Source organism: Paraburkholderia sp. BR14374 (assembly GCF_040948685.1).
Classification (GTDB): Bacteria; Pseudomonadota; Gammaproteobacteria; order Burkholderiales; family Burkholderiaceae; genus Paraburkholderia; species Paraburkholderia youngii.
On the sequence record NZ_JBFPKF010000012.1, the window covers coordinates 181,310 to 194,657 of the forward strand.

Sequence of the window (13,348 nt, forward strand, 5' to 3'; positions counted from 1 at the left end):
CCATGAAACAGAACGGATTCTGGGGTCTGCTGTTCAACGCGCTGTTTCTCACTTTCATCCTCGCGCCGCTCGTCGTCGTGATGCTGGTTGCGTTCACCGACAAGGGCTTCATTTCGATGCCCTTCGACGGCGCGTCGCTGCGCTGGTTTCGCGCGATTCTCGAGAACGACGACATCGTGTCGGCATTCTGGCTTTCCGTGCGGCTCGCGTTCGCGGCGGCGACCATCGGCGTCGCGCTCGCGGTGCCCGCGGCGCTCGCGATTGCGCGCTATCGCTTCGCGGGCCGTGGCGCGTTGATGAGCTTCTTCCTCTCGCCAATGATGATTCCCGCCGTCGTGCTCGGCATCGCGTTCCTGCGCTTTCTGTCGCTGCTGCATCTGAGCGGTTCGTTCTGGGCGCTGGTGGCGACGCACGTGATCATCGTGCTGCCGTATGCGCTGCGCCTCGCGCTGTCGTCGGCCGTCGGGCTCGATCGCGATGCCGAGCGCGCGGCGCTGTCGTGCGGCGCGAGCCGCTTCACCGCGTTTCGCCGCGTCGTGCTGCCGATGATCCGCACGGGCGTCGCCGGCGGATGGGTACTGTCATTCATCCAGAGCTTCGACGAGCTGACGATGACCATTTTCGTCGCGACACCCGGCACGACCACGCTGCCCGTCGCCATGTACAACCAGATCGCGCAGACCATCGATCCCCTCGTCGCTTCGGTGTCGGCGGTGCTGATCGTCGGCACGGTTGTGCTGATGGTGCTGCTCGACCGCATGGTCGGACTGGACCGCATCCTCATTGGAGAAGCTCGATGATTCATCACGTTTCCGACAACCCCGACGTGCTCGTGCTGGGCGGCGGACTGGTCGGTTCCGCCGTTGCCTGGGGCCTTGCGCGCGACGGCGCGAACGTCACCGTGCTCGACCAGGACGACGGCGCGTTGCGCGCGTCGCGCGGCAACTTCGGGCTGGTCTGGATTCAGGGCAAGGGCTATGGCTTGTCGCCGTATGCACGCTGGTCGCGCAGCTCGGCTTCGCGCTGGCCGTCGCTGGCTGCGGCGTTGCGCGACGAAACCGGTATCGACGTCGCGCTGCGCCAGCCGGGCGGCTTCCACTTCTTTTTCTCCGAAGACGAAATCGCCGAACGCGCGAAGCGTCTCGGCGCCTTGCAGCGTGAACTGGGCGACTACCCGTATCAGTTGCTCGATGCGCGCGAAGTGCGAGAGCGTATTCCCGAAATCGGCCCGGACGTGATCGGCGCGAGCTACACGCCGATGGACGGCCACGTCAATCCGCTGAAGCTGCTGCGCGCGCTCCACGCGGGCATGCAGCGGCGCGGCGTGAAGCTCGTCAACAACGAGGAAGCGCTGCGCATCACACCCGAACACGGCGGCTTCGCGGTACAAGGCAAACGCGGCACCTACCGCGCGGCGCGCGTCGTGCTCGCGGCGGGCCTCGGCAATCGCGCCCTCGCGCCGCACGTCGGACTGCATGCGCCCGTCGCACCGAATCGCGGACAGGTGCTGATCAGCGAACGCGTCGCGCCGTTCCTGCGTTACCCGACCCTCAACGTGCGCCAAACCGACGAGGGCACGCTGCAATTCGGCGATTCGATGGAAGAAGTCGGGTTCGACGATTTCACGACGACGCCCGTGCTATCCGACATTGCGCGGCGCGGCGTGCGCGCCTTTCCGCTGCTGAAGAACGTGCGGCTGGTGCGCACGTGGGCCGCGTTGCGCGTCTACAGCCCCGATGGTTTTCCGATCTATGACGAATCCGCACGCCATCCCGGCGCGTTCGTCGTCACCTGCCACAGCGGCGTGACGCTGGCCGCCGCGCACGCGCTGCGCATTGCGCCGTGGATCGCCGGCGGCGCGATGCCCGCTGAAATCCCCGCGCTGTCCGGCACGCGCTTTCTCGAATCCCCTGCGCTCACCCCCGCTCACTGATTCCGACATGACCTCCACACCGCTCTTCAAGGCCTTGCCCGGCGCCGATGCGCCGGTCGACATCTGGTTCAACGATCAGCCGCTGCGCGTGCCGGGCGGCCGGTCGGTGGCGGCGGCGCTGCTCGCTGCCGGCATCGCGCGGTTCCGTGCGACACCCGTCTCGGGCGCGCCGCGCGCGCCGTATTGCATGATGGGCGCGTGCTTCGAGTGTCTCGTCGAGATCGACGGCGTGCCGAGCCGGCAAAGCTGCATGGTGACCGTGCGCGCCGGCATGCGCATCCGCTCTCAGGAAGGCGCGCGCGATCTGCCGCCCGTCGATGTGTCGCTGGAGGACGCTCATGCCCGCTGATTACGCTGTCGAAACCGTGTCGAGTTTCCCCTCGGAAGCCGTCGATGTCGTCGTGGTTGGCGCCGGTCCCGCCGGCATGAGCGCGGCGACGCGCGCCGCGAGCGCGGGCCTGTCAGTGGTGCTGCTAGACGAGCAGGACGCCCTCGGCGGGCAGATCTATCGTGCGATCGGCCGCGCCGATGCGCGCCGCAAGGAGATTCTCGGCCCAGATTACGCAGCGGGCGCAGCGCTCGCCGACGCCTTCGCGCGCTCCGGCGCACGGCATGTCGCGCATGCGTCCGTGTGGCAGGTGACGCGCGAACATGCCGTGCACTATCTGAAGGACGGCAAGGTCGGCAGCTTCGACGCACGCCGCGTGATTCTGGCCACGGGCGCGCTGGAAAGGCCGTTCCCGATTCCCGGCTGGACGCTGCCCGGCGTACTGACGGCGGGCGCCGCGCAGATCCTGCTGAAAAGCGCGGGCGAGGTGCCCGCCGAGCCGCCCGTGCTGGCGGGCTGCGGTCCGCTGCTCTATCTCCTCGGCTGGCAGTACGTGCGTGCCGGCGTGCCGATCCGCGCACTCGTCGACACGACTCGTCACGAAGACCGCTGGCGCGCGAAGAAACATCTGCTGTCGGCGTTGCGCGCGTGGCCGTTCCTGAGCAAGGGCCTGCAACTGATCCGTACGCTGCGCGCCGCGGGCGTTCCCATCTACGAAGCCGCCGACGATCTGCGCGTCGAGTCGAAGCAGGACGCGCAAGGCGTCGAGCGCGCCGCCGCGCTGAGTTTCACCACGCAAGGCCGTGCGCAGCGGATCGACGCGAACGTGATCCTGCTGCATCAGGGCGTCGTGCCGAATACGCAGTTCTCGTTGTCGTTGCGCGCCCAACACCATTGGGACGCCGCGCAGCTATGCTTCGCACCGACCACCGACGCATGGGGCGAACTCGACGTGCCGGGCACCTTCGTCGCGGGCGACGGCGGCGGTATCGGCGGTGCGCTGGCGGCGGCCGAACAGGGCGCGCTCGCCGCGCTGCGCGCTGCCAGTCAACTCGGTGCAATCGATGCAGCCGCCTGTGAGCGCGAAGCCGCGCCGCACCGCCGCGCGTTGGAGAGCGTGACGCGCATCCGTCCGTTTCTGGACAGCCTGTACCGCCCGCGCGACGCGAACCGCATTCCGCGCGACGACGTGGTGGTGTGCCGCTGCGAGGAAGTGACGGCGGGCGACGTGCGCGGTTTCGTCGAACTCGGCTGCCTCGGCCCGAACCAGGCGAAGTCGTTCGGACGCTGCGGGATGGGCCCGTGTCAGGGACGCATGTGCGGGCTGACCGTCACCGAAATCATCGCCGACGCTCGCAAGGTGCCGCCGGGCGAAGTCGGCTATTACCGCATCCGTCCGCCCATCAAGCCGCTGACGCTCGGAGAACTCGCCGGTGAATGACGCTGCCCTGTCCTCTTCCAGCGCCGTGCGCGAAGCCGACGTGCTGGTGATCGGCGGCGGGCTGCACGGCTCGAGCAGCGCGTTCCATCTGGCCGCGCGCGGCGCGAGCGTGATCGTGCTCGAAGCCGACTACGTCGCGCGACATTCGTCGGGCGTCAATGCGGGCGGCGTGCGCACGCTCGGCCGGCCGCTGCCCGAGATTCCGCTCGCGCTGATGTCGCGCGAAATCTGGCACAGCCTCCGCGAAACGATCGGCGACGACGGCGGCTTCGTGCCGTCCGGCCAGTTGAAGATCGCGGAGACGGAAGCCGAACTCGACGAATGCCGCGCGCGCGTCGCGCAACTCGAAGCGCACGGCTTCACGCATGAAAAGCTGATCGACCGCGCGAGCGTGCTCGAACTCGAGCCGGCGCTCGCGCGACACGTGACGGGCGGCATCTGGGTCGAGCGCGACGGCTATGCGCTGCCGTTCAGGACAACCACCGCCTTCCGGCTCGCCGCGCAGCGGCATGGTGCGGCGTTCTTCGAAGGCACGCCCGTCACCCGCATCGAGCAGCGCGGCACGCGCTGGTTCGCGCAGACGCCGCGCGGCGAGTTCAGCGCGGAAAAACTCGTCGTCGCGGCGGGCGCGTGGGCCGGACAACTGGCCGAACAGGTGGGCGAGCGCGTGCCCGTGCATCCCGAAGGGCTGATGCTGATGGTCACGCATCGCGTCGCGCCGTTCTGCCGCGCGACGCTGGGTGCGACCGGGCGTCCGTTGTCGTTCAAGCAGTTCGACAACGGCACGGTCGTGATCGGCGGCAAGCTGATCGGTATCGCCGATCTGCACGGCCGGCATGGCGAAGTCGATTTCGCGCGGCTCGTGCGTAGCGCCAATACCGTCGTCGATCTCTTCCCGCATTTGCGGCATCTCGGCGTGAACCGCGCGTGGGCCGGCGTCGAGGCGTTCACCGACGATGCACTGCCCGTGCTCTCGCCTAGCCGCCGCGCGTCGAATCTCGTCTATTCGTTCGGCTATTGCGGCAGCGGTTTCCAGCTCGGACCGGCCTGCGGGCGGCTCGTGTCCGAACTCGTGCTCGACGGCAACGCTTCGCTGCCGCTCGACGACTTCGCAATCGACCGCTTTACGCGCCAGCCCGCGCCGCAGCAGATGGCCAGCGCCGCCGCGCACTGATCACGCCCGCGCGCCGCCCGGCGCGCTTTCCTGTAGTCAAAGCAAGGAGTAGAGCAAGGTATGTCCGACATCGTGAGAATCGAAACGAACCAGCGTATGAGCCGCGTCGTAAAGGCAGCGGGACTCGTGTTCATCGGCGGCCAGACGTCGAATGATCGTGCGCCCGATGTGAAAACCCAGACCGCGAGCGTGCTGGCGAAGATCGACGGCTTTCTGGAAAAGGCAGGCATCGACAAGACGCGTCTGGTGTCGGCCCAGGTGTGGCTCGCGAATATCGAGCGCGATTTTGCGGGCATGAACAGCGTGTGGGACGTGTGGCTTGCGCCGGGCTGCGCGCCCACTCGTGCGACCGTCGAGGCGAAGCTCGCCGCGCCGGAACTGCTGGTCGAGATTGCCGTCGTCGCGCTGGCGTAACGGCAGCTTCGCGGCAGGCAGAAGCCGCTGCGCTTACGCGTTCGCCACGCGATACGTGCCGCGGCCCGTCACCTCTTTCGCGACCCGCAGAGAGCTGAGTCGATGCAACTGTCGTCCAGCCACGTTGCCCTCCCTACCCACAAACCCACGTCGCCACCCATATGGGCGCTAGCAATCGGCGTGCCGTCATACTACTGCAATCGACGAGCGTGACCTGGCCCATGTTGACTGAATCTCTGGCAATCCCGACTGTTATCGTTAATGGGACGCCGATCGAAGTAGACAAATATCTGATGGCAGCGCTCTGGACCGCCGACGGTGCGCATGCTTCGATAATGGACGTTGCCCAATGGCGAGAACGCCTCCGTGAGCGCGGTGATGATTTTGCCTCTCACGAAGCCGCCTGCTACTACTGGCTTTGCGAAAATCGGGCCGGTTGCTCGCCGTGGGCATACCCGAAGTAGAAAACGGCGTGTTCCACGCATCGCGTCGCGCAGCGATCCCTTGTCCCATGCGCTCACGGCGGACCCTCGCCGCCCGTCGCGCCATACACCTGCCCCGTCACATAGCTCGCGCGCGTCATCGCCAGCGCCACATAAACCGGCGCGATTTCCGCAGGCTGACCCGGACGTCCCATCGGTGTGTCGCCGCCGAACTTCTCGAGGTTCTTCATCGTCTGGCCGCCGCTGACCTGCAACGGCGTCCAGAACGGACCGGGCGCCACCGCGTTCACGCGGATGCCGCGCGAGATCATCTGCTTGGCTAGCGACTTCGTGAAGTTCGCGATCGCGGCCTTCGTCATCGCGTAGTCGAGCAGGTTCACCGACGGATTGTAGGCATTCACCGAACTCGTGTTGATGATCGCCGCACCAGGTGGCATATGCGGGATCGCAGCCTTCGTGATCCAGAACATGCCGTACAGATTGGTGCGTAAGGTCCAGTCGAAATCCTCGGTGCTGATGTCGAGAATCGAATCGTGGCTGTGCTGGCGTCCCGCATTGTTGACGAGGATGTCGAGGCCGCCCATGCCGTTCGCCGCGCGATCGACGGCCTGCTTGCAGAACGCTTCGTCGCGAAGGTCGCCGGGTATCGCGAGCGCTTTGCGACCCGCGCCGCGAATCAGTGCCACGACCTCGCTCGCGTCCGGCTCCTCGGCGGGCAGATAGATGATGGATACGTCTGCGCCTTCGCGTGCGAACGCGATCGCCGCTGCGCGACCGATGCCCGAATCGCCGCCGGTGATCAACGCCTTGCGGCCCGCCAGCAGTCCGCTGCCGCGATAGCTGGACTCGCCATGATCGGGACGCGGCGTCATGCGGCTCGCAAGGCCGGGCCACGGCTGCTGCTGATCCTGAAACGGTGGGTGCGGATACAGATCGCGCGGATCACTTAGCGCCGCGTTCGCGTCGGGAACGGCAGGCGCTGCTGGTGCTGCGGGTGCGTCAGCGGCTTGGCTACCCGGCGCGCCGGGATCGGCTGCGAGCGCGTTTCCGGCGAAGACCGCGGCCAGACCGGCCGCGGCGCTTTGTACGACCTTGCGGCGCCCGTGGGACACCTGGTCCGCGGGCGTGTTGTCTTGCGCTAACGACTCGCGGCCAGGAGCGCTCGTCGATCGATCGTTGGACATGGGCTTCTCCTTCTTCGATGTGCCGACGATCGAGCAAGCCTTGTACCCTTCCATGTCTTTCATTTCCTACGCGCGCGTAAGCGGTCGTCACGCGCCGCCTCCCGCGCTGGTCTTTCACTCGTCCTTCGTTTGCGCAATCGACGATCACACCGGGCGATCGTCGAGAAGCGCCACGTACCTTGCAACCGAATCGGCCACCGCCCGCTTCGCATCGCGCTCGATCTCCGCATTCGCGAAACTGCCGTATACGGCGTCGTACGCTTCGCCGTCGAGCGCTTGTTCGATCGCGTGCACGCAGTTCGCCGACAAGGGTAAATAGTTGGGATAACTGTACATAAAAGAAACGTGCGAGCGTCCCGGCGTGACCTGCAGCACATCTCCCGATAGCAGCACACCCGCGCCGTTCGACCAGTGCATCACGGTGGCACCCGGAAAATGTCCGCCAACCCGCAACAGCGTCGCCTCGTCATTCAATGCGATGCGCTCGCCGGACCAGTACAGCAACGCGGGATCGTCGCGCATCACCCATTGCCTGTCGGCGTCGTGCAGCCAGACACGACAGCCGAAGGCTCGTGCCCATTCGACCATCGTCGCGTAGTAATGCGGATGCGAGATCGCCACTGCGCTGAGACCGCCCAACGCATCGACGATGTCGACCGTGGCATCGTCGAGCAGCGTAACGCAGTCCCATAGCACGTTGCCGGCAGCGGTGGTGGCCAGCAGCGCACGCTGTCCGATCGCGAATGGCGGTTGCGTGCGAATCTCGTACAGGCCAGCGCGTAGCCGCTTGAACGCGTTTGCGTGCTTGACGCGCAGGCTCGCGAGATCGGTCCATGTCTGACCTTCGCGCGGCACGAACTGACGAACGTCGCAACAGATCGCACATTGTCGCGGCGGAGTGCTCGACGGTGGATACTGCGTGCCGCAGGTCGGGCAGACGGGGCTCTGCGCGCCGTCAGCCTGGTTGCGTGGATTTCGTTTTACGCTATGCATGACACTGTCTGTGGGCGGCGTGGACTTCGGGCGCGGCGCTTGACTTGCAGCGGCTGGCGCACCGAAGCAACACACCTTTTAGAAGCCATTTCTGGCATGACACGAATAGGTCGCCGCAATGCCCATACCCAAACAACCAAGCGCTTTTCTGGAATGGCGCGTGCTGCGATTGAAACTACAGTTCAACCTCTACGAGGAGCAAACCATGACCTCAGTAGCACAAGTAATGACTCGCGACGTCGCCACGATCGGCGCAGCGCAAAGTATTCAGCAAGCGGCGAAATTGATGGACGAACTGAACGTCGGCTCCTTGCCGGTTTGCGATGGCGCCAACCTCCTCGGTATGGTGACGGATCGCGATATCGTCGTGCGCGCGATCGCTGCAGGAATGTCGTCCGACGCGCCCATCGAGGATATTGTGAGCGGCCCGGTCAACTGGTGCTTCGAAGACGAGGACCTCGACGTAGCCCAAAAGAAAATGGCGGATGCGCAGATTCGCCGGCTACCGGTGGTGGATCGGGAAAAGCATCTCGTCGGCATCATCGCGCTCGGGGACCTTGCAACGACTGCGGGCCGCGGCACTTCTTCGACGCTTTCCGCCGTATCCACGCCTTCGACGCCCGACCGCTGACGCGTCATTTGTCGCCCCGGCAAGTTGCGCGGTACTCACGACTGTCCTGAGTGCCGCATGTGTTTGGAAGATGGGCCACGCACGATTCACCCGGCCCTTTGTAAATTCGGGAATCGCAGAGTGCACATAGCAGACGATAAAGACAGAGGAGAGCCAACATGAAATCGAAGCTGCTGGAGACCGACGCCCAAGGTGGCCGCACCTACGTGGTCGTCTTCGATACGGGGGAGGAAGCCGTCGGCGGCCTCAAGGCTTTCGCTGGCAACAATGGGATCGAAGGCGCCCGGGTCAGTGCGATAGGCGCGCTGCAGTGCGGCGTCGTGGCATGGCTCAACTGGGAAACAAAGACCTATGAGCCGATCTCCGTGGACGAGCAGTGCGAGGTGATCTCCATCCTGGGCGATGTCGCCAAGGGAGACGATGGCCGGCCATCGCTGCATCTGCACGGACTCCTTGGACTAAAAGGCGGCCGCACCGTCGGCGGCCACATTCAGGAACTGCACGTGCGTCCGACGCTCGAGGTCATGCTGGTCGAGGCACCGGCCCACCTGCGTCGAACGTCCCACAGCGAGTTCGGCGGGATCGCCTTGATCGCGCTGGATTCAGGTTGATCGCTATGGCACGAATAGAATCGCCATAGGGGCCGTCGAAGGGGTGTCTACGACCGCGATGTTTCAGTGCGAAGGAGACGGAGGGAGGAAGCGGCGAGCAACATTCGCCGCTTCTTTATTGCAAATTGCCCCAGCGTGCGACCGCCGGCTCGGCCGTCGCCCACTTCCAGCCCTTGTCCTGCTGGCACGCGCTCGCCGTGAACCAGGCATATCGCGCCGGCCGCGATGAGCCGCAGCCGATCACCCATCGGAACGCCAGGCGAACGCAATATCATTGCAGCGCACCCCAGCGCTCGGTGGCGGGTTCGGCCGATGCCCAACGCCAGTCCTTACCGTCACGGCAAGCCGACGCGATGTAAAACGCGCTGCTCGCGGGCTTGTCGCGCGTTGCGTTCTGATCGACGGAAAAGACGATTTCCTTGCAGTCGAGCGCGCCGGTGCTGATCAGGCGACTGACGGTCACGCGGCCGTGCTCGTCGTCTTCGATCGGGAAAGAGTGGGTGATGCTCCAGGGAGCGACCGCGCCGACCTCGAGCGGACCGGGACCCGATCGTTGATGAGCACCGTTGCACCGCAGACTGTTACGCGCGAAGCGCGTGATCGACGGCACCGGTAGAGCAGAGACGGTAGAAATGCAAAAGAACATGGTGTGGGCCGACAACGCGAAGTCCGTTGTCGCAGCCAAACGCCCCCACGTAACAGCGCTGCTCGCGCTGGCGCTGGCGCTGGCGGTGTCGTCCGCATTGAGCGGCTTCCAGCCATCTCGACCCCAGTGCAGCATGCCGCCGGGCAGGTGGTGGGCCTCGATGTCCGCGGCAATGAGGAATTGCGGCGTGACGACGATCGTGTGCTCCGCCGCCGCCCCTGCCTTGATTGCCGCATTGTCCGCCGAGGCCAGGTCTCGCCGCGGCCAGCCGTGAATGACCACGACCGCACGCGTCACGTCGGGCTGCGGCACCGACCAGTCGCGTGTCACGTGAATCGGGACGATGCCCCGCCCGGCCGGCGTCGCGACTTCGAACCGGCCGTCCAGCACGACCGGTACCGGCGTGAGTACCAGCGGATCGATCTTCGGCGGCGCGGAAGCCGAGGCGGCGGCTTCGGTCGACGCCGCCTGCTCCGCGCATCCCGGCGCTACCTGCAAGAACAGCCCGACGGCGACGGAAGTCAGCACGCGTGTGCAGAGAGTGGTGAGCATGTCGGTCCTTTGCGTTGTCCTCGCGCTGCGCGAAGCCAGGCCCACGGGTATCCAGTTGGAACGCGCGGAGCGTGCGGCGCGACCCGCTTTTGGTCTTGGCCACCGAATGGACGCTAGTCCATGGCTCGGCCTGCGTCCATGCACACCCGACATGCGTCCCGTGATCGGTCTTGCTCCCCGCCACCGCGGACTCTGGTTTGCTTTCGGGCATAACCACCATGGACTCACGCTCGGTCCGGTGACGGGGCGGCTCCTGGCTGAGATGATGACAGGAATGCCGACGTTTTCCGATGCAACGCCCTTTCGCCCCGAACGGTTCTGCCACTAGGCAGGCCGATGCCTGTCGACGAATAGAGGGCATTACCACCTGCTGCAGAACTCAAACAGGTTACTAAACAATCAAGGAGTGTGACATGAGAATCAAGGACTTTGGCGTCGAGCGCTGGATGGATCTATATGAGACGAAGTGCACGTATAACCTTGCTGAAACGTGCGTCGAATCGCTGACCGTGGACCAGTTGTTGACGCTCGCCGGCAAACAGGACAGCATCCTCGATGAGCTGCGCGGGCTCAAGCTCACATACGGCGCAATCGAAGGCTCAGCGCGATTGCGCGAGGCGATCTCGGCAATGTACGACCGTCAGTCACCCGAAAATGTGATCGTCACGCACGGTGCTATTGGTGGAAATGCGTTGGTCTATGAGACGTTGGTCGAACCGGGCGACGCGGTGATTTCGGTTTTGCCCACCTATCAGCAGCACTACTCCATTCCTGAAAGCTACGGCGCTGATGTACGAATTTTGAAACTGCGCGAGGAGAATGGCTTCCTTCCCGATCTGGCTGAACTGCGCAGTCTCATCAACGACAAGACCCGGCTCATCGCGATCAACAACCCGAACAACCCCACCGGCTCGTTGATGGACGAAGAATTCCTCATCAAGGTCGGTGACATTGCGCGTTCGTGCGGAGCCTACGTCCTGTGCGACGAGGTTTATCGCGGCACCGATCAGCACGGCAGCGGCTATACCACATCGATAGCAGACGTCTACGAGCGCGGCATCAGCACGGGCAGTATGTCGAAGACGTACTCGCTTGCCGGACTTCGTCTTGGATGGATCGCCGGCCCAACAGACCTGATTCGTGCCGTCGCAATCCATCGTGACTACAACACCATCAGCGTTGGGATGATCGATGACCACTTTGCGTCAATCGCGCTGGAGAACCGGGCAAAGATTCTCGCCCGCAACCACGATATTGTCCGCACTAACCTCGCACTGGTGGACGCCTGGATCGCCGAGGAACCCTCCATCTCGTATGTAAAGCCGAAGTCGGGGACGACCGCGCTGTTGAAGTACGACCTGTCGATGAACTCCGTCGAATTTTGCACACAACTCATTCAGGAAACCGGCGTCATGCTGACGCCCGGCAGCGCACTAGACATGGAAGGGTATGTGCGTTTGGGCTATGCGAACAATCGGAAGGTGCTGGAGACGGGGCTCCGCAAGATGTCGGAGTTCCTTGCCGCACATCACTGACTGATGCAAACGCTCGCGGTTGTTTCGGACTGGATTTTTATACATTGACTAGCGCTGCGAATGCCGGGCTTTTCGACGCTTTCCGCCGGCGCGCCTTGTGTGGTCCGGGCAGGCACGGATTCTTTGCGGTACTTCGAACGGCTGCCTGGCCACCAAGAGCAGACAAAGATCGAAAAATGCACCGCCGTCCGGTATGGGTCGGGAGTCCGCACTGCCGACTGGCCGCTTCGGGGCCGCGAAATTCCGGTGACCGCTTTCGAGCGATGAGTTTGGGGAGCGGACTGACCGAGCCCGATCCGAAGCCGTCTATCGATTGCAGAAAATCGCGTGGCCGGTATGCGAACCCAACCGGCCAATCGGCCAGGATCAGAAGGAAGCCCCATACGGAGGTTAGCGGGATGCCCGGCGCCTTTAGCATGCCTGTCCGGTAAATTCCAGGCAATACCGCTTTTTTGGCGGCAACGACCGTTTGCTCTACTTGCGCAGTCGTGCCACTGCCGCAGCCTTTTTGCGCTTGCGTTCGGTGGTAGGTTTTTTCACGGGCTGAGCCCCGCCATCTTCCAGGCCACTATCGGCGGGCCAGAAGGACGGTGGGCCGATAGCCGCGCGTGCCGACGACGTGCCGCTCTAAAACCTGCGCAATGTTTGAGCGCCTTTGGTTGCAACCGCCCTGGCGCTTCGAATGCGCTGGATGTTTCGAACTGTGGAGTCGCCCTTAACCGCGGGTGTCGACCCAATTGCGTGCCCATTGGCTGGAGTACTGCAACGCCTGCTCTTCACTCGTGAAGTAGTCGAGTGAATAGAACCAGTAGCGGCCTTCGGCTCGCGCGTTATCGAGGCGTTCGAGCAACAGGTTGGATGAGAAGTTACCGTCGGGCAAACGATGCGCCGAGGATTGGACGGCATAGCCGTTGTATTGTTGAACTTGTTTGTTTTGCATTTTAATTTTAATGATATTGGAGTGCGCACGTACCGTACGAAAGGGCACGGGTGCGTTGACCCAAAGCCACTCGAGCCGATTCATCAAGCAGTCGAAAGGCGAAAGATGGCGTTGAGGCCTGAGGAGAGAATGAGGCGCAACAAGACGTATGGCGCTCGCTAAGCTGCCGAATCAGCAGATGCAGCTAACGGCGATCGCGCCAACTTTGGGAGACAAAAACTCCGCGAGGGTGTCGCCGCAACCCGGCGTTCGTCGAATGCCGGGTCCTTCAATCTTTACAGCGGCTTGATGTTAGCCGCTTGCGGACCCTTGGGGCCTTGCTTCGTTTCGAAGCTCACCTTCTGATTTTCCGCCAGCGTCTTGAAGCCGTCGGCCCGGATCTCGGAGAAATGAGCGAACAGGTCGTCGCCGCCCTTGTCCGGGGTAATGAAGCCAAAGCCTTTGCTGTCGTTAAACCATTTAACGGTACCGGTTTCCATGAAGAATCCTTGAGAAAAAATGAAGACTTGCTCTGTCAAAGAGC

At 64.0% G+C, this 13,348-nt stretch carries 13 protein-coding genes and 3 pseudogenes; 10 read left to right on the plus strand and 6 right to left on the minus strand.

What is annotated here, in order from left to right; all coding sequences use genetic code 11:
- The first annotated feature begins 2 nt into the window (after positions 1-2).
- Genes AB3X86_RS25425 through AB3X86_RS25450 form a run of 6 tightly spaced genes read left to right on the plus strand, consistent with a single transcriptional unit; the run spans position 3 to position 5,290 of the window.
- Positions 3-800 carry an ABC transporter permease gene (locus tag AB3X86_RS25425; protein WP_176366855.1) on the plus strand — a complete coding sequence of 266 codons (798 nt, stop codon included), beginning with the start codon at positions 3-5 and terminating at the stop codon, positions 798-800.
- Positions 797-1,933 carry an NAD(P)/FAD-dependent oxidoreductase gene (locus AB3X86_RS25430; RefSeq protein WP_368598158.1) on the plus strand — a complete coding sequence of 379 codons (1,137 nt, stop codon included), beginning with the start codon at positions 797-799 and terminating at the stop codon, positions 1,931-1,933. The genes AB3X86_RS25425 and AB3X86_RS25430 overlap by 4 nt, the downstream gene beginning before the upstream one ends.
- Positions 1,934-1,940: 7 nt before the next feature.
- Entirely contained in the window at positions 1,941-2,282 is a 342-nt protein-coding gene (locus AB3X86_RS25435) for a (2Fe-2S)-binding protein (RefSeq protein WP_012406215.1), read from the plus strand.
- Complete coding sequence (locus AB3X86_RS25440; RefSeq protein ID WP_368598159.1) at positions 2,272-3,702, plus strand: FAD-dependent oxidoreductase; 1,431 nt, start codon at positions 2,272-2,274, stop codon at positions 3,700-3,702. The genes AB3X86_RS25435 and AB3X86_RS25440 overlap by 11 nt, the downstream gene beginning before the upstream one ends.
- Entirely contained in the window at positions 3,695-4,876 is a 1,182-nt protein-coding gene (locus AB3X86_RS25445; protein ID WP_368598160.1) for an NAD(P)/FAD-dependent oxidoreductase, read from the plus strand. Before AB3X86_RS25440 ends, AB3X86_RS25445 begins: the two co-directional genes overlap by 8 nt.
- Before the next feature lie 60 nt (positions 4,877-4,936).
- Entirely contained in the window at positions 4,937-5,290 is a 354-nt protein-coding gene (locus tag AB3X86_RS25450) for a RidA family protein (RefSeq protein ID WP_176123671.1), read from the plus strand.
- Positions 5,291-5,807: 517 nt separating this feature from the next.
- Here the strand turns inward: AB3X86_RS25450 and AB3X86_RS25455 are convergent.
- Together AB3X86_RS25455 and AB3X86_RS25460 are read right to left on the minus strand one after the other, a co-directional pair.
- Complete coding sequence (locus AB3X86_RS25455; protein WP_368598161.1) at positions 5,808-6,917, minus strand: SDR family oxidoreductase; 1,110 nt, start codon at positions 6,915-6,917, stop codon at positions 5,808-5,810.
- Positions 6,918-7,061: 144 nt separating this feature from the next.
- Entirely contained in the window at positions 7,062-7,772 is a 711-nt protein-coding gene (locus AB3X86_RS25460; RefSeq protein ID WP_217910572.1) for a hypothetical protein, read from the minus strand.
- A gap of 343 nt (positions 7,773-8,115) precedes the next feature.
- On the opposite strand from AB3X86_RS25460, the gene AB3X86_RS25465 reads away from it, so the two are divergent.
- Both AB3X86_RS25465 and AB3X86_RS25470 read left to right on the plus strand, forming a co-directional pair.
- A complete protein-coding gene (locus AB3X86_RS25465; protein ID WP_368598183.1) occupies positions 8,116-8,541 on the plus strand; it encodes a CBS domain-containing protein in 426 nt (141 codons plus the stop codon).
- Positions 8,542-8,699: 158 nt separating this feature from the next.
- Entirely contained in the window at positions 8,700-9,152 is a 453-nt protein-coding gene (locus AB3X86_RS25470) for a PPC domain-containing DNA-binding protein (protein ID WP_368598162.1), read from the plus strand.
- A gap of 271 nt (positions 9,153-9,423) precedes the next feature.
- On the opposite strand, the pseudogene AB3X86_RS25475 reads toward AB3X86_RS25470, so the two are convergent.
- Positions 9,424-9,693, minus strand: a pseudogene (locus AB3X86_RS25475) (hypothetical protein); the annotation flags it as partial.
- A 697-nt stretch (positions 9,694-10,390) separates the two neighbouring features.
- Here AB3X86_RS25475 and AB3X86_RS25480 point away from each other — a divergent pair.
- Positions 10,391-10,678: pseudogene (locus AB3X86_RS25480) on the plus strand (NAD(P)/FAD-dependent oxidoreductase); the annotation flags it as partial.
- Positions 10,679-10,763: 85 nt separating this feature from the next.
- Complete coding sequence (locus AB3X86_RS25485) at positions 10,764-11,885, plus strand: aminotransferase (protein WP_368598163.1); 1,122 nt, start codon at positions 10,764-10,766, stop codon at positions 11,883-11,885.
- A 474-nt stretch (positions 11,886-12,359) separates the two neighbouring features.
- On the opposite strand, the pseudogene AB3X86_RS25490 reads toward AB3X86_RS25485, so the two are convergent.
- The 3 genes and pseudogenes from AB3X86_RS25490 to AB3X86_RS25500 form a co-directional block, all read right to left on the minus strand.
- A pseudogene (locus AB3X86_RS25490) lies at positions 12,360-12,422 on the minus strand (30S ribosomal protein S21); the annotation flags it as partial.
- Positions 12,423-12,600: 178 nt separating this feature from the next.
- Positions 12,601-12,825, minus strand: coding sequence for a hypothetical protein (locus tag AB3X86_RS25495; RefSeq protein WP_176123685.1), 225 nt, complete (start codon positions 12,823-12,825; stop codon positions 12,601-12,603).
- 275 nt (positions 12,826-13,100) lie between these two features.
- On the minus strand, positions 13,101-13,304 hold the full coding sequence (locus AB3X86_RS25500; protein WP_176106399.1) for a cold-shock protein: 204 nt from the start codon (positions 13,302-13,304) through the stop codon (positions 13,101-13,103).
- Between the last annotated feature and the right edge of the window lie 44 nt (positions 13,305-13,348).